Raw genomic sequence first — 21863 nt, forward strand, 5'->3', positions numbered from 1 at the left:
CAGCTTGTACGGGGAGGGGGTGCCGCGTCCGGAAAGCCCGGGGATCAGACCCGAAAGGGCGTACGTCCCGGTTGGTGAGGTACGGGTGGGGGTGTCCCCGGGCGGTCCGGGGGCACCCCCAACGGGCGTGGCGTTACGCCTGCCGTACGCGCAGGGCGCGGGCCAGGTCGTCGAGCTGGTCGGCGAGCCTGCGGCGCAGGGCGGGCGTCGGGTCGGCCTCGCGCAGGCACTTCCCGCCGAGCTCGATGTTCTCGGCGTCGACGGCGTGGGCGGGGAAGGCCCAGCGTCCGGCGGCCTCGGCGATGGCGGGTCCGCGGCGGGCGGCGAGGGCGACGGCCTCCTTGTAGTAGCGGGCCACGTAGGGGCGGACCAGGTCGGCCTGTTCGGGCTGCCAGAAGCCCCGGGCGGTGGCGGTGAACAGGTAGTTGGACAGGTCGTCGGAGCCGAACAGGGCGTCCCAGGCGCGGGCCTTGGCGTCCGCGTCGGGCAGGGCGGCCCGGCAGCGGGCGGCGCCCTCCTGGCCGGTGGCGCTGGGGTCGCGGTCGAGTTCGGCGGCGATGGCGGCCTCGTCGACGGCGCCGAGCACGGCGAGCCGGGCCAGGACCCGCCAGCGCAGCTCGGGGTCGAGTTCGGGGCCGCCGGGGACGGTGCCGTCGGCGAGCCAGGCGGCGATGGTGTCGGGGTGGGCGGCGGTGTCGATGCGGTGGCGTACGGCGATCAGGCGCAGTCCGGGGTTGTCGCCGTCCTCGGTGCGGCGGATCAGGTCGCGGCACAGGGCGGTGAGGGTGGAGAGGGCGGCGGGCCGCTCGTCGGGGGTGACGTAGCGGTCGGCGACGTGGGCACAGGCGAAGGCGAGGACGCCCTGCACGAGGGCGAGGTCGGTCTCCTCGGGCAGATGGGCGGCGGCGGCCGCCAGGTAGTCGGCGGGGGCGAGTTCGCCGTCGCGGACCATGTCGCGCAGCGTGTTCCAGACGACGGCACGGGTGAGTGCGTCGGGGATGCCGGACAGGCCGCGCAGGACGGTCTCCAGGGAGGTGGCGTCGAGGCGGATCTTGGCGTAGGTGAGGTCCAGGTCGTTGGGGACGACGAGGGCGGGGCGGGTGCCGGGGCGCGGCCCGGGCTCCGTGTCGGGCACGTCCGTCTCGTAGCGCTCCCGCAGGAGGAGGCTGCGGCCGTCGTGGAGGTCGCGGTCGTACACGCCGACGGTGACGCGGTGGGGGCGGTCGCCGTCGCGGGCGAGGGCGAGGGTCCACTGGCCGGGGCGGGAGTCGACCGAGGCGGTGAGGGTGTCGACGCCGGTGGTGCGCAGCCAGGCGTCGGCCCAGGCGTGGACGTCGCGTTCGGTGGCGGCGGCGAGGGAGTCGATGAAGTCGGCGAGGGTGGCGTTGGCGAACCGGTGCCGCTGGAAGTGGATGTTGATGCCGGCGAGGAAGTCCTTCTCGCCGAGCCAGGCGACCAGTTGGCGCAGGGCGGAGGCGCCCTTGGCGTAGGAGATGCCGTCGAAGTTGAGCAGGGCGGAGGCGGTGTCCCCGACGTTCTCGGGGGCCACGGGGTGGGTGGAGGGGCGCTGGTCGGCGTCGTAGCCCCAGGCCTTGCGGGAGACGCCGAAGTCGGTCCAGGTGTCACGGAAGCGGGTCGCTTCGGTGAGGGTCTGGTAGCCCATGTACTCGGCGAAGGACTCGTTCAGCCAGATGTCGTCCCACCAGCGCAGGGTGACGAGGTCGCCGAACCACATGTGGGCCATCTCGTGGGCGATGACCATGGCGCGGGTCTGGCGTTCGGTGTCGGTGACGGCGGAGCGGAAGACGAACTCGTCGCGGAAGGTGACCAGTCCGGGGTTCTCCATGGCGCCCGCGTTGAACTCGGGGACGAACGCCTGGTCGTAGGAGTCGAAGGGGTAGGGCTCCTCGAACTTCTCGTGGTAGCGGTCGAAGCAGGCGCGGGTGATGTCGAGGAGTTCGTCCGCGTCGGTGTCGAGGTACGGGGCGAGCGAGCGGCGGCAGTGGATGCCGAAGGGCAGTCCGCGGTGCTCGGTGCGCACGGAGTGCCAGGGCCCGGCGGCGACGGCGACGAGGTAGGTGGAGACCGGCGGGGTGGGGGCGGCCCGCCAGACGCCGCCGCCGGTGTGCTCGGTGACGCCGTTGGCGAGGACGCTCCAGCCCTCGGGCGCGGTGACGGTGAGGTCGAAGACGGCCTTGAGGTCGGGCTGGTCGAAGGCGGCGAAGACCCGCTGGACGTCGTCGAGGAACAGCTGGGTGTAGACGTAGCTCTCCCCGTCGGTGGGGTCGGTGAAGCGGTGCATGCCCTCACCGGTGCGGGAGTAGCGCATGCTCGCCTCGACGCGCAGTTCGTGCTCGCCGGCGGTGAGGTTCTTCAGCGGCAGCCGGTTGCCGTCGAGGGCGGCGGGGTCGAGGGGCTGTCCGTCGAGGGTGACGGAGCGCAGCTCGGCGGGCTTGATCTCGACGAAGGTGTCCGCGTCCGCGCGGGCGCCGAACCTGATCAGGGTGCGGGATGCGAACGTCTCGTCGCCGCCGGTCAGATCGAGTTCGATCGTGTAGCGGTGGACGTCGAGGAGTTGTGCTCGGTTCTGCGCTTCGTCGCGCGTCAGTACGGACATGCAGGCCATGCTGCCCGATGCCGTGGCCCGGGCACAGAGGCGGATCGGGTACGCGGCCTATGTCCGGTCTCGTTCGAGCTCCCCGGTCTGCGCCCCCGTGGACCGGCCGGGCGCCATGTGCGCGTGCGGGTGGGGCAGGGCGGGCTGTGCGGGGGTGGGGGTGCGTTCCTCCAGCCGGGCGCGCAGGGCGCGCACCTCGGCCTCCAGGGCGAGCCGGCGCTGGTGGGCGTCGTAGAGATGGCGGATCTTGGTGCGCAGGGCCCAGGGGTCGACGGGTTTGGTGACGAGGTCGGCGACGCCGAGGCCGTACGCGGCGGCCCCGAGCTGCCGGTCGCGGGCGAAGCCGGTGAGCAGGACGACGGGGATGTGCTGGGTCTGCTCCAGGCGCCGCATGTAGCGCACGACGTCCAGGCCGCCGGTGCCCGGCATCTGGACGTCGAGGAGCAGCAGACCGACGTTTCCGCGCAGGAGCTGTTTGAGGGCCTCGTCGCCGCTGGTGGCCCGGCCCAGCAGGTGACCCAGCGGGGCCAGGGCGCTCTCCAGGGCGTACAGGGTGTCCTCGTGGTCGTCGACGATGAGGATCCGGGCGTTGGGCGGCATGGCGCACGTCCCTCCTCGTAAGGGACCGGATGGCTGTCCGGACGCTGACGGGCGGTGCTCGTCAGCCGACAAGGGGTGCACAGCGCAGCATGCCCCGCGCGGGGCGCCCTGTCACTCCCCGGCGGGGCAGGTTGTGGCCGGGTTCGCCGGGGGCGTGGCGCCCGCGGTGTCGTCGGCGATGCTCTCGTGGTGCCGGATCACCTCGGCGATGATGAAGTTCAGGAACTTCTCCGCGAAGGCCGGGTCGAGTTTGGCGTTCTCGGCGAGGGCGCGCAGCCGGGCGATCTGCCGGGCCTCGCGGCCGGGGTCGGCGGGCGGCAGCCGGTGCTCGGCCTTGAGGCGGCCCACCTGCTGGGTGCACTTGAAGCGTTCGGCGAGCATGTGGACGACGGCGGCGTCGATGTTGTCGATGCTGTCGCGCAGCCGGGTGAGTTCCTCGCGGACGGCGGGGTCGACGTCACCCGTGGCGGTGTTGCTGGTGGTCATGGGGCGTCAGCCTACGTCGCGGGCGGGGGCCGGGCCGGCGGTGTCCGGGGCGGTGTCCGGGACGGGACCGTAGAGTGGAACCGGGTTCAGGGCGCGCGGGGGTGCGACGTGGCGAACGGCGGACCGGTGGAGCACGGCTACCCGCATCTGAGGACGGTGCGGGAGGCCGTCACGGCCCTGTACAGGCGGCTGACGTACGACACGGTCCGGACGTTCTCGGTGAGTGTGGCGCCCGTCGACGTGGCGTTCTGCGACACGGACGACCTGCACCTGGGGGCGCAGCGGGTGGCCCGCGAGATGGTGAGGCACTACCGGCTGCCGGACGCGCGGCTGATCGTCGGCTTCCGCGAGATGACGCACGCGGCGAACGTGGAGCTCACGGCGGGGCCGGAGTACTTCGTCGAGCTGAACGACCGGTTCCGCACGCATCGGCGGGACATCGGGGCGGCGCTGGCGCACGAGGTGGCGCATGTGTATCTGCACCGGCTGGGGCTGTCGTTCCCGGGGACGCGGGACAACGAGATCCTGACGGACACGACGGCGACGTACCTGGGGGCGGGGTGGCTGCTGCTGGACGCGTTCCGGGAGGACGGGGCGTCGTCGCAGAAGCTGGGGTATCTCACGCCGGAGGAGTTCGGGTACGTGCTGGCGAAGCGGTCGCTGCTGTTCGGGGAGGACCCGTCGGTGTGGTTCACCAGCGCGCAGGCGTACACGGCGTACACGAAGGGGGTGGAGCTGGCGCGGCGGGACGAGCGGCAGCCGCCGTTGCGCTCCGCGGGGTGGGCGGGGCGGCGGCGGTATGCGCGGGACCGCAGGCACGCGTTGGAGTCCGTCCCGGGCGAGGGGCGGCATGACGTGCCGTATCGCTTCACGGGGGACGGCCAGTTGCGGGTGTCGTTCCCGTGTCCTACCTGTCATCAGCGGATTCGGGTTCCGGTGAAGGGGCGTGTTCGGGCGCGGTGCGGGTTGTGTCGCACGGTGCTGGAGTGTGACACCTAGCGGTGTCGTCGTGGATGGTTCGGCTGCGGGTGCGTGGGGGTTGATCGCGCCCACGCGGCGGAGCCGCACATCGATACAGCCCCGCGGCCCCTGGAGGGGGTTGCTCTACCGCGCTATTCCCTGGGAGCGGGCTGCTGCGAGCCACTTGGGGAATTCGGCCACCAGTTGGTCGTACAGGTCCGCGTCCGGGACCTTGCCGGGGTCCTCGCCCGCGTGGAAGAAGCCCGCGTTGTCCACCGGGCGCTTCGCGGGGACGGCCAGGTCGTCGAGTTTGCGCAGGTAGTCGAACTGCTTGCTGTGCGGGTCGCCGAAGCCGATGAACTGCCAGAACAAGGGGAGACGGGCGGCCTTGCAGAGGTACTTCTCCGCGGCGAGCTTGTTGACGGGGCCGCCGTCGGTCTGGAAGACGACGAGGGCGGGGGCGGTGGAGCCGCTGTCCAGGTAGTGGTCGATGACCGCGTCCATCGCCAAGTGGTAGCTGGTCCTGCCCATGTGGCCGAGGCCGTCCACGATCCGCTCGACACGGCCCTCGTGGTCGGCGAGGGCGATGTCGGTGACGGCGTCGACGTCGGTGGAGAAGAAGACGACCGGGACCGTGCCGTCGTCGTCGAGGTGGGCCGACAGGCCGAGCACCCGGTCGGCCAGCGCCTGCACGCTGCCGTCCTTGTAGTACGGCTTCATCGAGCCCGAGTAGTCGACCACCAGGTAGACGGCGGCACGCAGACCGTCCAGGCCGTGCTTGGTCAGGGACACCCCGGCGGTCTTGTAGAGGCTGACCAGCGCGGGCGCGGTCTCCTCCATCTTGCGCAGACTGATCGCGGCCATCCGGCTCCCCCTCGGTCATGGAACTGGCCCCGAGACTACGGCACTCCCACCCCGCCGCTCACTCCGTCCACAGGCGTTCGCTATTTTGTTCGCCGCCGTCACCACCGGCTCTTTTCCGTCCCCGTCCCTCCCGAGGAGCCGGCCCGTGGATTCCGAGTCCGCCGTCACGACCTGCTACCGCCATCCGAAGGTCGAGTGCCACGTCCGCTGCACGCGCTGCGAGCGGTACATCTGCCCGGACTGCATGCGGGAGGCGGCCGTGGGCCACCAGTGCCCCGAGTGCGTGAAGGAGGGCGTCCGGTCGATGCGGCAGGCCCGCACCCTGGTCGGCGGCCGGGTGTCCGCGGTGCCCGTGGTGACGTACGCGCTGATCGCCGTCAACCTCCTGGTGTACCTGGCGGAGGTGCTGCGGCCGGAGATCGTGGACCGGTTCGCGATGGTCGGCGCGGGGCTGCTCGGGCCGGACGGCGAGCACTATCTGTGGCTCGACCCCCATCCCGTGGGCTTCACCCCGGAGGGGGTGGCGGGCGGCGAGTGGTACCGGCTGCTGACCGGCGCGTTCCTGCATCTGCCGCCCACCGAGGGCACGTTCGGCGTCCTCCACATCGTGATGAACATGGTGGCGCTGTGGAACCTGGGCCGGCTCGTCGAGCCGATGCTGGGCCGCGTCCACCACCTCGCCCTGTATCTGCTGTCCGCGCTGGGCGGTTCGGTGCTGGTGCTGCTGATCGCCCCCGAGGACGCCGTGGTCGGCGCGTCCGGCGCCGTCTTCGGTGTGGGGGCCGCGTACTACGTGATGGCGCGGCGCGTGGGGGCCGACATGGGCCAGGTCAACCGGTTCATGGCCGGGCTGCTGCTGTGGCTGGTGGTCTCCGCGGTGTTCACCTCCTGGGAGGGGCACCTGGGCGGGCTGCTGACGGGCGGTGCGGTGGCGCTGGTCTTCGCCCACGTGCCCCGGGGCAGGCACAGGCCGCTGATCCAGGCGGCGGCCTGCGCCGCCCTGCTGGCGCTGCTGGTCGTACTGGCCCTGGGGAAGGCGGCGTCGCTCGGAGGCGGCACGGTGTGAACCGTCTCCTTCGTACCCTTGGGCCATGAAACGTGCCCTTCTCACGGCCCTGTCCGTCGTCGCGCTCCTGGCGACGGGCTGCTCGTCCGCCGGCTCCGCCACGGCCGGCGGCAAGGATCCGGCGGGTCTGACCAGTCCCGCCAAGAAGGAGCTGGCGCAGCAGATCGTCGCCACCGCCGAGAACGGCACGCTCGACTGGCGCAGCGCCTACGGCTACATCGAGGACATAGGCGACGGCCAGGGCTACACCGCCGGCATCATCGGCTTCTGCACCGGTACGCACGACCTGCTGGCCCTGGTCGAGGAGTACACCCGGGACCACCCGGGCAACGGCCTGGCCCGCTATCTGCCCGCGCTGCGCGCGGTGGACGGCACGGACTCGCACGAGGGACTCGACCCCGGGTTCCCGGCGGCGTGGAAGGCGGAGTCGGAGCGTCCGGAGTTCCGTGCCGCGCAGGACGCCGGGCGGGACGAGGAGTACTTCGGTCCGGCGGTACGGCGGGCCGAGCGCGACGGGCTGTCGGCGCTGGGCCAGTTCATCTACTACGACGCGATGGTCTACCACGGCCCCGGTGACGGCGCCACGAGCTTCGGCGGCATCCGCGCGGCGGCGATGGAGCGGGCGGACACCCCGGCCGGGGGCGGCGACGAGGAGACGTACCTGTCCGCGTTCCTGGACGTCCGCCGCAAGGCGATGAACGCGCTGCACCCCGCGCACGACACCAGCCGTGTCACCGCCCAGCGGCACTTCCTCGACGAGGGCAACCTGGACCTCGACACCCCGCTGGAGTGGGAGATGTACGGGACGGCCTACAAGGTGGGGTGAGCCAGGAGGGCACTGAAGCACCCCCCAGGACATGTGGCGGCGCCTGCCCAGTTGTCCGGTCGGGGACGGGCGGGCAGGCGCCGTCGGTGTTCCGTACGCCGTTGTACGTAACGTCTTTCGCGGGCCGTCAGACCATCAGCGCGCGGTCCGTCGGGCGGATCGGGGCCGGCAGTTCGCTCGCCCCCGTGAGGAAGCGGTCGCAGCCGCGGGCGGCGGAGCGGCCCTCGGCGATCGCCCACACGATGAGCGACTGGCCGCGGCCGGCGTCACCGGCGACGAACACCCCGGGCACATTGGTCTGGAAATCGGCGTCGCGGGCGATGTTACCCCGCTCGTCGAGCTCCAGGCCGAACTGGTCGACCAGACCGTTGTCCCGGTCGGTGCCGGTGAAGCCCATGGCGAGGGTGACCAGCTGGGCGGGGATCCTCCGCTCGGTGCCCGGCTTGGGGGTGAGCCTGCCGTCGACGAACTCGACCTCGCTCAGGTGCAGCCACTGGACGTTGCCGTCCTCGTCGCCCTCGAAGTGGGTGGTGGAGACGGAGTAGACCCGCTCACCGCCCTCCTCGTGGGCGCTGGTGACCTTGTAGAGCATGGGGAAGGTCGGCCAGGGCTGGGAGACCGGGTTCCGCTCGTCGTCCGGGCGGGGCATGATCTCCAGCTGGGTGACGGACGCGGCGCCCTGGCGGTGGGCGGTGCCCACGCAGTCGGCGCCGGTGTCGCCGCCGCCGATGACGACGACGTGCTTGCCCTCGGCGGAGATCGGCGGGGTGACGTAGTCGCCCTCCTGCACCTTGTTGGCCAGCGGCAGGTACTCCATGGCCTGGTGGATGCCCTTGAGCTCGCGCCCCGGCACGGGCAGGTCGCGCGCGGTCGTGGCGCCGACGGCGAGGACCACGGCGTCGTACCGCTTGCGCAGCGCGGTGGCCGGCATGTCGCGGCCGATCTCGATGCCGGTGCGGAACTTGGTGCCCTCCGCGCGCATCTGCTCGATACGGCGGTTGATGTGCCGCTTCTCCATCTTGAACTCGGGGATGCCGTAGCGGAGCAGGCCGCCGATGCGGTCGGCGCGCTCGTAGACGGCGACCGTGTGGCCGGCCCGGGTCAGCTGCTGGGCGGCGGCCAGGCCCGCGGGTCCGGAGCCGACGACCGCGACGGTCTTGCCGGAGAGGCGCTCGGGGACCTGCGGGGCAACGTCCCCGGTCTCCCACGCCTTGTCGATGATCGAGACCTCGACGTTCTTGATGGTGACCGGCGGCTGGTTGATGCCCAGCACACACGCCGACTCGCACGGAGCGGGGCACAGACGCCCGGTGAACTCCGGGAAGTTGTTGGTGGCGTGCAGCCGCTCGGAGGCGGCGCCCCAGTCCTCGCGGTAGGCGTAGTCGTTCCACTCGGGGATGAGGTTCCCGAGCGGGCAGCCGTTGTGGCAGAACGGGATGCCGCAGTCCATGCAGCGGCTCGCCTGCTTGCTGATGATCGGCAGCAGGGAGCCGGGGACGTAGACCTCGTTCCAGTCCTTGGTGCGTTCCCCGACCGGACGGGACGTGGCGACCTCGCGGCCGTGGTTCAGAAAGCCCTTCGGATCAGCCATTGACCGCCGCCTCCATCATCTTCTCGGTGATCTCGGTCTGGGACAGACCGGCTCGCTCGGCGGCGTCCTTGGCGGCGAGCACTGCCTTGTACGTACTGGGGATGATCTTGCTGAAGCGGCGCACGGCGGTCTCCCACTCGGCGAGCAGCTTCTCGGCGACGGTGGAGCCCGTCTCCTCCCGGTGGCGGCGGACGACCTCGTGCAGCCACCGCTCGTCGGCCTCGTCCAGCGTCTCCACGGCGTCCAGGTTGCCGGCGTTGACGTTGTCCCGGTCCAGGTCGACGACGTAGGCGACGCCGCCGGACATGCCGGCCGCGAAGTTGCGCCCCGTCTCGCCGAGGACGACGGCGTGACCGCCGGTCATGTACTCGCAGCCGTGGTCGCCCACGCCCTCGGAGACGACCAGTGCGCCGGAGTTGCGGACGCAGAACCGCTCGCCGGTCCGGCCGCGCAGGAACAGCTCGCCGCCGGTCGCGCCGTACGCGATCGTGTTGCCCGCGATGGTGGAGTACTCGGCGAGGTGGTCGGCCGCGCGGTCCGGGCGGACCACGATGCGGCCGCCGGACAGGCCCTTGCCGACGTAGTCGTTGGCGTCGCCCTCCAGGCGCAGCGTGACGCCGCGCGGGACGAAGGCGCCGAAGGACTGGCCCGCGGAGCCGGTGAAGGTGATGTCGATGGTGTCGTCGGGCAGGCCCGCGCCGCCGAACTTCTTCGTCACCTCGTGGCCGAGCATGGTGCCGACCGTGCGGTTGATGTTGCGGATGGCGATCCGGGCGCGCACCGGCTGGGCGTCCTCGGCGCCGGCCGCGGACAGCGCGTCGGCGGCGAGCTTGATCAGCTGGTTGTCGAGGGCCTTCTCCAGGCCGTGGTCCTGGGTGACGGCCTGGTGGCGGACGGCGCCCTCGGGCAGGTCGGGGACGTGGAACAGCGGCTCCAGTTCCAGGCCCTGCGCCTTCCAGTGGTTCACCGCGCGGGTCACGTCGAGGACCTCGGCGTGGCCGACGGCCTCCTCGATGGAGCGGAAGCCCAGCTCGGCGAGGAGCTCGCGGACCTCTTCGGCGATGAACCGGAAGAAGTTCACGACGTACTCGGCCTTGCCGGAGTAGCGGTCGCGCAGCACCGGGTTCTGGGTGGCGATGCCGACCGGGCAGGTGTCCAGGTGGCAGACGCGCATCATGACGCAGCCGGAGACGACCAGCGGGGCGGTGGCGAAGCCGAACTCCTCGGCGCCGAGCAGCGCGGCGATCACGACGTCACGGCCGGTCTTGAGCTGGCCGTCGGTCTGCACGACGATCCGGTCGCGCAGGCCGTTGAGCAGCAGGGTCTGCTGGGTCTCGGCGAGCCCGAGCTCCCAGGGGCCGCCCGCGTGCTTCAGCGACGTCAGCGGGGAGGCGCCCGTGCCGCCGTCGTGACCGGAGATCAGGACGACGTCCGCGTGGGCCTTGGAGACACCCGCGGCGACGGTGCCGACGCCGACCTCGGAGACCAGCTTGACGTGAATGCGCGCCGTCGGGTTGGCGTTCTTCAGGTCGTGGATGAGCTGGGCGAGGTCCTCGATGGAGTAGATGTCGTGGTGCGGCGGCGGGGAGATCAGGCCGACGCCCGGCGTCGAGTGCCGGGTCTTCGCCACCCACGGGTAGACCTTGTGACCGGGGAGCTGGCCGCCCTCGCCGGGCTTGGCGCCCTGGGCCATCTTGATCTGGATGTCGTCGGCGTTGACCAGGTACTCGGAGGTCACGCCGAAGCGGCCGGAGGCGACCTGCTTGATGGCGGAGCGGCGGGCCGGGTCGTACAGCCGCTCGGGGTCCTCGCCGCCCTCTCCGGTGTTGGACTTGCCGCCCAGCTGGTTCATGGCGATGGCGAGGGTCTCGTGCGCCTCCTGGGAGATGGAGCCGTACGACATGGCGCCGGTGGAGAACCGCTTGACGATCTCGCCGACCGGCTCGACCTCGTCGATCGGGACCGGTGCCCGGCCGGAGGCGAAGCCGAAGAGTCCGCGGAGCGTCATCAGCCGCTCGGACTGCTCGTTCACCCGCTCGGTGTACTTCTTGAAGATCTCGTAGCGGCCGGAACGCGTGGAGTGCTGGAGGCGGAAGACGGTCTCCGGGTCGAACAGGTGCGGCTCGCCCTCGCGGCGCCACTGGTACTCGCCGCCGATGTCCAGCGCGCGGTGCGCGGGAGCGATGCCGGAGGCGGGGTAGGCCTTGGCGTGGCGGGCGGCGACCTCCTGGGCGACGACGTCGATGCCGACGCCGCCGATCTTGGTGGCGGTGCCGTTGAAGTACTTCTCGACGAAGCCCTCCGCGAGGCCGACGGCCTCGAAGACCTGGGCGCCGCGGTAGGAGGCGACCGTGGAGATGCCCATCTTGGACATGACCTTCAGGACGCCCTTGCCGAGAGCGCGGATCAGGTTGCGGATGGCCTGCTCGGGTTCGATGCCGGGCAGGAAGGTGCCCGCGCGGACCAGGTCCTCGACGGACTCCATCGCCAGGTAGGGGTTGACGGCGGCGGCGCCGTAGCCGATGAGCAGGGCGACGTGGTGGACCTCGCGGACGTCACCGGCCTCGACCAGCAGGCCCACGTGGGTGCGCTGCTTGGTGCGGATGAGGTGGTGGTGGACGGCCGCGGTGAGCAGCAGCGACGGGATCGGCGCGTGCTCGGCGTCGGAGTGCCGGTCGGACAGGACGATCAGGCGGGCGCCGTTGTCGATGGCGGCGTCGGCCTCGGCGCAGATCGCCTCGATGCGGTCGGCGAGGGCGTCGCCGCCGCCGGAGACCCGGTAGAGGCCGGAGAGGGTCGCGGCCTTGAAGCCGGGCATGTCGCCGTCGGCGTTGATGTGGATGAGCTTGGCCAGCTCGTCGTTGTCGATCACCGGGAACGGCAGGGTGACGCTGCGGCAGGCGGCGGCGGTCGGCTCCAGCAGGTTGCCCTGCGGGCCCAGCGAGGAGTGCAGGGAGGTGACCAGTTCCTCGCGGATCGCGTCCAGCGGCGGGTTGGTGACCTGGGCGAAGAGCTGGGTGAAGTAGTCGAAGAGCAGCCGCGGGCGCTCGCTCAGCGCGGCGATCGGCGAGTCGGTGCCCATCGAGCCGATCGGCTCGGCGCCGGCCTTGGCCATCGGCGCGATCAGGACGCGCAGCTCCTCCTCGGTGTAGCCGAAGGTCTGCTGGCGGCGGGTGACCGAGGCGTGGGTGTGCACGATGTGCTCGCGCTCGGGCAGGTCGGACAGCTCGATCTCGCCGGCCTCCAGCCACTCCGCGTAGGGGTGCTCGGCGGCGAGGGCGGCCTTGATCTCGTCGTCCTCGATGATGCGGTGCTCGGCGGTGTCGACGAGGAACATGCGGCCGGGCTGGAGGCGTCCCTTGCGGACGACCTTCGCCGGGTCGATGTCGAGCACGCCGACCTCGGAGCCGAGGACGACCAGGCCGTCGTCGGTGACCCAGTAGCGGCCGGGGCGCAGGCCGTTGCGGTCGAGCACGGCGCCGACCTGGGTGCCGTCGGTGAAGGTGACGCAGGCGGGGCCGTCCCAGGGCTCCATCATCGTGGAGTGGTACTGGTAGAAGGCGCGCCGCGCGGGGTCCATGGAGTCGTGGTTCTCCCACGCCTCCGGGATCATCATCAGCACGGAGTGCGGCAGGGAGCGGCCGCCCAGGTGCAGGAGTTCGAGGACCTCGTCGAAGGACGCCGAGTCGGAGGCGTCGGGGGTGCAGATCGGGTAGATCCGCTCGAGGTCCGTGCCGGTTCCGAACAGCTCGGTGGCCAGCTGGGACTCGCGGGCGCGCATCCAGTTGCGGTTGCCCTTGACGGTGTTGATCTCACCGTTGTGCGCGACGAAGCGGTACGGGTGCGCGAGCGGCCAGGAGGGGAAGGTGTTCGTGGAGAACCGGGAGTGCACCAGCGCGATCGCGGAGCCGAAGCGGCGGTCGGACAGGTCCGGGAAGAAGGGCTCGAGCTGACCGGTGGTCAGCATGCCCTTGTAGACGATGGTGCGGGCCGACAGGGACGGGAAGTAGACGCCCGCCTCGCGTTCGGCGCGCTTGCGCAGCACGAACGCCTTGCGGTCCAGCTCGATGCCGCGGCTCTCGCCGGCGGTGACGAAGATCTGCCGGAACACCGGCATCGTGGCGCGGGCGGTGGCGCCGAGCAGTTCGGGCGCGACCGGCACCTCGCGCCAGCCGAGGACGGTGAGGCCCTCGGCGGCCGCGATCTCCTCGATCCGGGCGACGGCGGCGCCGGTGGCGTCCTCCGGCAGGAAGGCGATACCGACGGCGTAGCCACCGGCCTCGGGCAGTGCGAATCCGGCCACCTCGCGGAAGAAGGCGTCCGGCACCTGGGAGAGGATCCCCGCCCCGTCGCCGGAGTCCGGCTCGGAGCCGGTGGCGCCACGGTGCTCGAGGTTGCGCAGAACGGTGAGCGCCTGCTCGACCAGGGTGTGGGACGCCTCGCCGGTGAGGGTGGCGACGAAACCGACGCCGCAGGCGTCGTGCTCGTCGCGGGGGTCGTACATACCCTGCGCGGCAGGGCGAGCATCCATGAACGACCAGGTCGGGCGGTCGTTCTCGGAATGCTGGGACGGCTGGCGCGGCGTACGCATCGGCTCTCCCGTCGTCGTCATGTGGCATGTGCAGTGCCGAGGGACGACGTTGGCCCTCTGCGTGGGATGCAAAATTTGGTGCAGGTTACATGATGGAGCGGTTCTCGGGAACCGGGATTTTCCGTTCCAGCATGCGGACACCAGACGAGTCGCGGCGGGGTTCCGCGCCTGGCGGTGGAAGCCATGGAGGCCGGTGGGGACAGATCGATGTCCGTCGGCCGATGGCGGGAAAGGGCGCCTTCGCCCGGTCCCGCGAGGACGCCGCCGGCCTCTTTGCCCACAGCGCTTACGGCTCATGCCCAGCGGTCATGCCGCCGAAACCAGCAAGTAACAACTACTTATGCGGCCTCCCGCATAAGCGAGGGGCATCATCCTAGGGCCGTTCCGAACAGCGCGCCCAGGGCGTACGTCACACCGGCCGCCGCGCCGCCGAGCGCGAGCTGCCGCAGACCGCTGTACCACCAGCTGCGCGCCGTCACCTTGGCCACCACCGCGCCGCACAGGAAGAGGCCGAGCAGCGCCAGCAGCACGGCCGGCCACAGGCTGCTCGCACCGAGCAGATACGGCAGTACGGGCAGCAGGGCGCCCAGCGCGAAGGAGCCGAAGCTGGACACGGCGGCCACGGTGGGCGAGGGCAGGTCGCCGGGGTCGATGCCGAGTTCCTCGCGGGCGTGGATCTCCAGGGCCTGCTCGGGGTCCCGGGACAGCTGCCGGGCGACCTCGCGGGCCAGCCGGGGCTCGACACCGCGGGCCTGGTAGAGGGCGGCGAGTTCGGCCTCCTCGTCCTGCGGGTGCTTGCGCAGTTCACGGCGCTCGACGTCCAGCTCGGCCTCGACCAGCTCGCGCTGGGAGGCGACGGAGGTGTACTCGCCGGCCGCCATGGAGAAGGCGCCGGCGGCCAGTCCGGCGAGGCCGGTGAGGACGACGGTCTGCTGGCTGACGGCGCCGCCGGCGACACCGGTCATCAGGGCGAGGTTGGAGACCAGTCCGTCCATCGCGCCGAACACCGCGGGGCGCAGCCAGCCGCCGTTCACATCCCGGTGGGTGTGGTTGTCGCGGTGTGCCACGTGCAGCGTCGCCTCGGTCTCGATGATGGCCATGTCTGTGTCCCCCAGAGTTTCACTTGGACAAGTTCTATTCTTCGACAACACCCAATCTACGCCCCCTTCTTCCCACCCGCCAGCAAGGAAAGGCTGGGCTAACCTGCGGTTTTGCGCCTGCTGCTCGTTTGTGTGGATCGACGCACAAACGTCGACCGGGTGACGCTGAGGCGTGTGAGGCTGCGCGGGACACCACACCGGGGACAGTTCCGCAAAGGGCTCCGCGCCTCCTCTCGGGGCGCCGCCTGAGAGGAGAGCCGCGTATGGCATCGACCGCCCGCATCCCCTCGGCCCCGGCGCCCGCGGGCGCCCTCGGCCGCCGCGAACGGGCGCGCGGCGCGCTGCTCGGCCTGGCCGTCGGCGACGCGCTGGGCGCGCCGGCCGAGAACATGAAGCCCTCCGAGATCCGCGCGAAGTGGGGCCGCATCACGGGCTACGTGACCGACCGCCCGGCGGGCACGGACGACACCGAGTACGCGATCTTCTCCGGTCTGCTGCTGGCCCGCCACGGCTCCGGCCTCACCCCGGCGCATGTCGAGGCGGCCTGGCACGAGTGGATCGCGGACCGCGCGGAGGGCCCCTTCCGCGGGGCCGGCTTCAGCGAGCGCGGCACGCTGGAGAACCTGCGCCGGGGGCTGGCGGCACCCATCTCCGCCCAGCACCGGCACGCCTGGAGCGACGGGCTGGCGATGCGGGCGGCGCCGCACGGGGTGTTCGCGGCGGGCCGTCCCGACGAGGCGGCCCGGCTGGCGGCCGTCGACGGCTCGGTCAGCCACGACGGCGAGGGCATCTACGGCGGCCAGGCGGTCGCGGCGGGTGTCGCGGCGGCGATGGCCGGGGCGCCGGTGGTCGCGGTGGTGGCCTCGGCGCTGGCTGTCGTACCGGAGGACTCCTGGACCGCCCGCTCACTGCGCCGCGCCGTGACCGCGGCCCACCTCGGCGAACGCGCGGTCCGCGCGGCCGTGGTGATCGGCGGCTACCCGTGGACCGACCTGGCCCCCGAGGCGGTCGCCCTGGCCTTCGGCGCGTACGCGGCGGCCGACGGGGACTTCGAGCAGGCGGTGCTGACGGCCGTCAACATGGGCCGCGACGCCGACACGACGGCGGCGGTGGCGGGGGCGCTGGCCGGCGCGACACGGGGCGTCGACGCCGTTCCCGCCGCCTGGGCGGCGGCCATCACCCCGGCCCGGGGCACCTGCCTGCCGGCCATGGCGGGCCACCACGTCCTCCACATCGCGGACCTCCTGACCTCGGAGACCCCCTCATGACCACGGAAACCACCCTCCCCCAAGCCCCACCCGCACCCGCAGACGGCGAGGACACCCCCCAGGGGCCACCCGCACCCGACGACGAAACCCGCACGGATGGTGCGGGTGGGAACACCCGGGCCGAAGGCGAAGCCGAGGCCGAATCGCCCACCCACCCGCCGCGGGCGGCCCGGGTACAAGCCCTCCTGCTCGGCCTGGCCGCGGGCGACGCCGCCGGCTGGCCCGCCGCCCGCCACCGCGCAGCGCGCATGCCGGAGTGGACCCGCCGCCTCACGCGCGAGCTCGACACCTTCGCCGAACAGAACGCCACCACCACCCTCCCCGTCCCCATCGCCCTCAACCAGCCCTCCGAACCCCTCCGCCTCGGCCCCTCCGACGACGCCGAGTGGGCGGCCTTCGCCGCCGAGGCCCTGCTCCGCGCCGGAGACGACACCGCCTTCGGCGACCTCAGCCGCGCACGCCGCACCCGCGCGGCCATCGACCTCACCTGGAACACCGTCGCCGCCGAGATCGCCGCCGCGGCGAACCGCGCGCCCGAGACGGAATCCGCCGTACTCCCCCTGCGCGCCCGCATCTCCGTCCGGGCCGGCCTCGGCAACCTCGCCACCGGACTGCGCCCGCCCGCCACCGGCCACGACAACCCCCACTACTTCGACGACGCGGCCTGCGTACGCGCCTGTGTCCTGGCCGTCGCCCACCCGGGCGACCCGCGCGCCGCCGCCGACCTCGCCGAGTTCGACGCCCGCTACACCCAGGACGGCGACGGCGTGCACGGCGCACGCGCCATGGCCGCCGCCGTCGCACTCGCGCTGACCGGCGCGGACCCGCACACGTGCGTGGCCGCGGCCTGCGCCGAGCTGCCCGAAGACACGGAGATCGGCCGCAACGCCCGGTACGCCCTGAAGCTCGCGGCGGACGCCGACAGCGCCTTCGCCCTCGTACCGCCGCTGGAGCACCAGATCGTCGACCACGTCTACAGCTACGGCATCGCCGCCGCCGAGACCGTCCCCGTCGCCCTGGCCCTGACCACCGCCGCCCGCGGCAGGATCGCGGAGGCGGTCCCCGCGGCGGCCTGTCTGTCCCGGGTCGCGGACTCCGCCCCGGCCCTCGTCGGCGCCCTCACCGGCGCGCTGGGCGGCGGCGCGGCGATCCCGGCGTCGTGGCGGGACAGCTGCCGCACCCTCTCCGGCTGCGTCCTCCCCCGGCTCACCGGAACGGACCTGGTGGAACTCGCCGGGCTCCTGGAAGCCGCGCATCCCACCCCACCGGGGGCATGATTCCGGCATGACGAGCGAAGCAGCGCATATCACCCAACCCGGTGGGCCGCCCCTGGACGAGCGGATCACCGGTGCCCTCGTCGGAGCGGCCGTCGGCGACGCCCTCGGCGGGCCGGTCGAGGGCTACTCCCCCGAGCAGATCGCCGAGCGCCACGGCGGCCGCGTCCACGGCGTGGTCGGCCCCTGGAACGGCGACGCGTGGCGCACCGCCCGACCCGTCGCGCCGTACCACAAGGGCGACGGGCACGTCACCGACGACACCCTGATGACCCACGCACTGGTACGGGTGTACGCGGCGGTCCGCGACCACCTGGACGCCTACGCCGTCGCCGGCCACCTGGTCCCGGACCTGATGACCAACCCGCGCTGGATCCCGGAGCTGGAGGCGGAGACGATCCCGCTGCACCGGATCTTCCTCGCCGAGAAGTGGCTCGTGGCCCGGCTGCACTACGGCCACGTCGACCCGCGCGAGGCGGGTGCCGGCAACATCGTCAACTGCGGGGCCGCGATGTACATGGCGCCGGTGGGACTGGTCAACGCGGCCCACCCGGCGGGCGCCTACGCCGAGGCGCTGGATGTGGCGGGCGCCCATCAGTCGTCGTACGGCAGGGAGGCGGCCGGTGTCCTCGCGGCGGCCGTGGCGGCGGCGTGCGCGCCGGGGGCGACGGCGGACTCGGTGGTCGCCGCGTGCCTGGCGCTGGCCAAGGACGGCACACGGGAGGCGATCGAGAAGGTCTGCGAAGTGGCCGCACGGCACACGGACTTCGAGTCGGCGCTGCGTCCGCTGCGGGAGGCGGTGGCCCCGTACGACACCGTGGGCCCCGACTACCGCTCCCCCTCCCTGGCCGCCCGCCGCCCGTCCCGGCTGCACGCCGTCGAGGAACTCCCGGTCGCGCTGGGCATGGTGGTGGTGGCGGGAGGCGACTTCCGGCACGCGGTGCTGGGGGCGGTGAACTACGGCCGCGACTGCGACTCCATCGCCACGATGGCCGGCGCCGTGACCGGCGCCCTCGGCTCGCCCGTCCCCGACGACTGGGCCAAGACGGTGGGGGAGGCCAGCCGCCTCGACCTGTGGGAACCGGCGGTCACCCTGACCGGGGTGACCCGTGAGATCTTCGCGCGCGACGTGGACCGCCGCCGCGCCCACGAGCAGGCGTTCGCGCAGCTGGGAGGCCCGGGTTGCTCCGACTGACCTGGGTCCAGCCGGAGGACCTCATCGGCCACGAACTGCGGCAGGCCGCCCAGGACGGCCGCGAAGCCTCGGCCGTCGCCGCCCGCTGGCGAGCTGCGGGCGGCCCGGAGGCCCCCCTCGCCGCAGGCGCCTCCCCCACCCCCGCCTCCCCCTACCTCCGCCTCCTGGCCACCGACCTCCTCGACGAACTCGCCGACCTTCCGAGCACCTCGGCCGACGACGAGCCGACGGACCTGACCAGGATCAGAGCCCTGTGCCCCGACTGGCCGCCCGCCCCGGCCGGCCACGCGCCGCTCCCCACACCCGCCCGCCTGGAAGCCGCCTGGCTCGGCCGGGCGGTCGGCTGCCTCCTCGGCAAACCGGTGGAGAAACTCCCCCTCACCGCCATCCGCCAACTCGCCCAGGCAACCGGCAACTGGCCCCTGACCACGTACTTCACCGCCCGCGGCGTCCCCGAGGACCTCCTCGCCCGCCACCCCTGGAACCGCCGCTCCGCGGCCACCTCCCTCGCCGAGAACATCGACGGCATGCCCGAGGACGACGACCTCGACCACCCCCTCCTCGCCCTGCTCCTCCTCCAGCGTCACGGCCGCGCCTTCACCACCACCGACGTGGCCCGCGTCTGGCTGGACGAACTCCCCGCCGGCCGCACCTTCACCGCCGAACGCGTCGCCTACCGCAACCTCCTCAGCGGTCTGGAGCCGCCGCTGACCGCCCGCCACCACAATCCCTTCCGTGAGTGGATCGGCGCCCTGATCCGCGCGGACGTGCACGGCTGGACCAACCCCGGCGACCCGGCCGGCGCCGCCGGACAGGCGCACCGGGACGCGACGCTCACCCACACCGCCAACGGCGTCTACGCCGCGATGTTCACGGCGGCCGCCATCGCCACCGCCGCCACCGGCACCGACGACGTCCACACCTGCCTGCGCACCGGCCTCACCGTCGTCCCGCCCCGCTCCCGCCTCGCCCGAGCCGTCCGGCACGCCATCGGACTCGCCCGTGAGCACACCGACTTCGACACGGTCGTCGACGCGCTGCACGCCACCCACGCCGCCACCTACCACTGGGTGCACGCCGTCCCCAACACCGCCCTGATCGCCGCCGCCCTCACCCACGCCGACGGTGACTTCAGCGGCTCCGTCTGCCGTGTGGTGTCCGGCGGCTGGGACACCGACTCGTGCGGCGCGACCGCCGGCAGCATCGCCGGCCTGCTCGCCGGCGCACCCGGCGCCCTTCCCGAGCGCTGGACGGCCCCGCTGAAGAACCGCCTGGCCACCTCCGTCGGCGACTTCAACGGCTCCGGCTTCGACACCCTGGCCCGGCTGACCCATCTGGAGGCCTCCCGCCCATGACGCCCACCGACCCCCCACTGACCGGCCTGCGCGTCCTGGACGTCGCCACCCTCTTCGCCGGACCGCTCGCCGCGACCCTGCTCGGCGACTTCGGCGCGGACGTCGTCAAGGTCGAGCACCCGAGGAAACCGGACCCCTGCCGCGGCCACGGCCCGTCGAAGGACGGCATCGGCCTGTGGTGGAAGATGCTCGGCCGCAACAAGCGCACCCTCACCCTCGACCTGTCCACCCCCGGCGGCCGGGCCACCCTGCTGCGGCTGGCCGGCACCGCCGACGTCGTCATCGAGAACTTCCGCCCCGGCACCCTGGAGAAGTGGGAGCTGGGCTGGCCCGAGCTGTCCGCCGTCAATCCCCGGCTGGTCCTGGCCCGGGTCACCGGCTTCGGCCAGTTCGGCCCGTACGCGCACCGCCCGGGCTTCGGCACCCTCGCCGAGGCGATGAGCGGCTTCGCCGCGATCACCGGCGAACCGGACGCGCCGCCGACCCTGCCCCCGTTCGGTCTGGCGGACTCCATCGCGGGCCTGACCACGGCGTACGCGGTGATGACCGCGCTCGCCGCCCGCGACCGCACGGGAGAGGGGCAGGTCGTCGACATGGCGCTGATCGAGCCGATCCTGACCGCGCTCGGCCCGCAGCCCACCTGGTACGACCAGCTCGGCCACGTGCAGCCGCGCACCGGCAACCGCTCCCAGAACAACGCCCCGCGCGGCACCTACCGCACCGCCGACGGCACCTGGGTCGCCGTCTCCACCTCGGCCCAGTCGATCGCCGAGCGGGTGATGGTGCTGGTGGGCCGGCCCGATCTGATCGACGAGCCGTGGTTCGCCACCGGCGAGGAGCGGGCCCGGCACGCGGACGTCCTCGACGAGGCGGTCGGCGGCTGGATCGCCCGGCACACCCGCACCGACGTCCTGGCGGCCTTCGAGAAGGCGGAGGCGGCCGTCGCCCCCGTCCAGGACGTACGGGACGTCATGACGGACCCGCAGTACCAGGCCCTGGACACCATCACCACGGTCGACGACCCCGAGCTGGGCCCGCTGCGCATGCAGAACGTCCTCTTCCGGCTCTCCGCCACCCCGGGCGCGATCCGCTGGGCGGGCCGGCCGCACGGCGCGGACACCGAGGAGGTCCTCGCCGAGCTGGGCCTCACCCCGGCCGACGTCGCCGAGCTCCGCGCGGAGGGCGCCCTGTGACGGGCACCCCGCTGACCTGGCTGTACGCGCCCGGCGACCGTCCCGCCGTGGTGGCGAAGGCGCTCACCTCGGGGGCCGACGTGGTGGTGATCGACCTGGAGGACGCGGTCGCCCCCGACCGCAAGGCCTACGCCCGCTCCGCCACCGCCGAGCTGCTGTGCGAGCGCCAGCCGGTCCCGGTCCACGTCCGCGTCAACGCCCTGTCCGGCCCCTGGGCCCGCGCCGACCTCGCGGCGATCGCGCACGCCCCCGGCCTGTCCGGCCTGCGCCTCCCCAAGGTGTCGTCCCCGTCCGACGTCGTACGCGTCGCCCGGCGTACCGTGTCGGCCCACGGCGGCGCACCGCCCCTGTACGCCCTCCTGGAGACGGCCCTCGGCATCGAACGGGCCCACGCGGTGGCCACCGCCCACCCGTCCCTGCGCGGTATCGCCCTCGGGGAGGCGGATCTACGGGCCGACCTGGGCGTACGGGACGACGCGGGCCTCGACTGGTCCCGTTCCCGGGTGGTCGTCGCCGCACGGGCGGCGGGCCTGGCACCGCCCGCCCAGTCCGTCCACCCGGACACCCGCGACCTGGACGGCCTGCTGGCCTCGTGCCTCCGGGGCCGCGCCCTGGGTTTCCTGGGCCGGGCCGCCATCCACCCCCGCCAGCTCCCGGTCATCGAACGGGCCTACCTCCCGACGGAGGAGGAGATCGAGCAAGCGGAAAGGATCATCAAGGCCGCGGCCACCACCCAGGGCGCCCAGGCCCTCCCCGACGGCACCTTCATCGACCCGGCCATCATCACCACAGCCCACCGCACCCTAACCCTCCCCCACAAACCCTGACCCCACCTCCACACCCCGCGGGCGCCGGGCTGCGCGAACATCCCCCGGCC

16 protein-coding genes are annotated in these 21863 nt (G+C 72.8%); 9 read left to right on the top strand and 7 right to left on the bottom strand.

Going from position 1 to position 21863, the window contains the following annotated elements; all coding sequences use genetic code 11:
* Positions 1-133: 133 nt before the first annotated feature.
* The 3 genes from pepN to ACZ434_RS17985 all read right to left on the bottom strand — a co-directional run bounded on the left by pepN (position 134) and on the right by ACZ434_RS17985 (position 3703).
* Positions 134-2626 (bottom strand): aminopeptidase N, encoded by a 2493-nt coding sequence (gene pepN, locus ACZ434_RS17975; protein WP_468456798.1) that lies wholly within the window; start codon positions 2624-2626, stop codon positions 134-136.
* Between the two features lie 48 nt (positions 2627-2674).
* On the bottom strand, positions 2675-3217 hold the full coding sequence (locus ACZ434_RS17980) for a response regulator (RefSeq protein ID WP_468456800.1): 543 nt from the start codon (positions 3215-3217) through the stop codon (positions 2675-2677).
* A gap of 111 nt (positions 3218-3328) precedes the next feature.
* Positions 3329-3703, bottom strand: a complete 375-nt coding sequence (locus ACZ434_RS17985) for a chorismate mutase (protein ID WP_468456802.1) — start codon at positions 3701-3703, stop codon at positions 3329-3331.
* A gap of 108 nt (positions 3704-3811) precedes the next feature.
* Between ACZ434_RS17985 and ACZ434_RS17990 the strand changes: the two genes are divergently transcribed.
* Positions 3812-4702, top strand: a complete 891-nt coding sequence (locus ACZ434_RS17990; RefSeq protein ID WP_468456804.1) for a hypothetical protein — start codon at positions 3812-3814, stop codon at positions 4700-4702.
* Positions 4703-4807: 105 nt separating this feature from the next.
* Here the strand turns inward: ACZ434_RS17990 and ACZ434_RS17995 are convergent, their stop codons facing one another.
* Complete coding sequence (locus tag ACZ434_RS17995; protein ID WP_468456806.1) at positions 4808-5527, bottom strand: vWA domain-containing protein; 720 nt, start codon at positions 5525-5527, stop codon at positions 4808-4810.
* Positions 5528-5672: 145 nt separating this feature from the next.
* On the opposite strand from ACZ434_RS17995, the gene ACZ434_RS18000 reads away from it, so the two are divergent.
* Entirely contained in the window at positions 5673-6593 is a 921-nt protein-coding gene (locus ACZ434_RS18000) for a rhomboid family intramembrane serine protease (RefSeq protein ID WP_468456808.1), read from the top strand.
* Positions 6594-6618: 25 nt separating this feature from the next.
* On the top strand, positions 6619-7419 hold the full coding sequence (locus tag ACZ434_RS18005) for a chitosanase (RefSeq protein WP_468456810.1): 801 nt from the start codon (positions 6619-6621) through the stop codon (positions 7417-7419).
* 127 nt (positions 7420-7546) lie between these two features.
* Here ACZ434_RS18005 and ACZ434_RS18010 read toward each other — a convergent pair whose 3' ends face one another.
* From ACZ434_RS18010 to ACZ434_RS18020, 3 genes are all read right to left on the bottom strand, one after another.
* On the bottom strand, positions 7547-9010 hold the full coding sequence (locus ACZ434_RS18010) for a glutamate synthase subunit beta (RefSeq protein ID WP_468456812.1): 1464 nt from the start codon (positions 9008-9010) through the stop codon (positions 7547-7549).
* The gene (gltB, locus tag ACZ434_RS18015; protein WP_468456921.1) at positions 9003-13541 is read right to left on the bottom strand and encodes a glutamate synthase large subunit; all 4539 of its coding nucleotides are present in this window, start codon (positions 13539-13541) and stop codon (positions 9003-9005) included. The genes ACZ434_RS18010 and gltB overlap by 8 nt, the downstream gene beginning before the upstream one ends.
* Before the next feature lie 428 nt (positions 13542-13969).
* Entirely contained in the window at positions 13970-14701 is a 732-nt protein-coding gene (locus ACZ434_RS18020) for a VIT1/CCC1 transporter family protein (RefSeq protein ID WP_468456814.1), read from the bottom strand.
* A 263-nt stretch (positions 14702-14964) separates the two neighbouring features.
* On the opposite strand from ACZ434_RS18020, the gene ACZ434_RS18025 reads away from it, so the two are divergent.
* The 6 genes from ACZ434_RS18025 to ACZ434_RS18050 are packed head-to-tail and all read left to right on the top strand — an operon-like array spanning position 14965 to position 21813.
* Entirely contained in the window at positions 14965-15969 is a 1005-nt protein-coding gene (locus ACZ434_RS18025) for an ADP-ribosylglycohydrolase family protein (protein ID WP_468456816.1), read from the top strand.
* Positions 15966-17246 (top strand): ADP-ribosylglycohydrolase family protein, encoded by a 1281-nt coding sequence (locus ACZ434_RS18030; protein WP_468456818.1) that lies wholly within the window; start codon positions 15966-15968, stop codon positions 17244-17246. Before ACZ434_RS18025 ends, ACZ434_RS18030 begins: the two co-directional genes overlap by 4 nt.
* A 7-nt stretch (positions 17247-17253) precedes the next feature.
* Positions 17254-18438 carry an ADP-ribosylglycohydrolase family protein gene (locus ACZ434_RS18035; RefSeq protein WP_468456820.1) on the top strand — a complete coding sequence of 395 codons (1185 nt, stop codon included), beginning with the start codon at positions 17254-17256 and terminating at the stop codon, positions 18436-18438.
* On the top strand, positions 18426-19793 hold the full coding sequence (locus ACZ434_RS18040) for an ADP-ribosylglycohydrolase family protein (RefSeq protein WP_468456822.1): 1368 nt from the start codon (positions 18426-18428) through the stop codon (positions 19791-19793). Before ACZ434_RS18035 ends, ACZ434_RS18040 begins: the two co-directional genes overlap by 13 nt.
* Entirely contained in the window at positions 19790-20986 is a 1197-nt protein-coding gene (locus ACZ434_RS18045; protein WP_468456824.1) for a CaiB/BaiF CoA transferase family protein, read from the top strand. Before ACZ434_RS18040 ends, ACZ434_RS18045 begins: the two co-directional genes overlap by 4 nt.
* Positions 20983-21813 (top strand): HpcH/HpaI aldolase/citrate lyase family protein, encoded by an 831-nt coding sequence (locus tag ACZ434_RS18050; RefSeq protein ID WP_468456826.1) that lies wholly within the window; start codon positions 20983-20985, stop codon positions 21811-21813. Before ACZ434_RS18045 ends, ACZ434_RS18050 begins: the two co-directional genes overlap by 4 nt.
* Positions 21814-21863: the final 50 nt, after the last annotated feature.

This window comes from Streptomyces sp. NPDC030893, assembly GCF_055571535.1.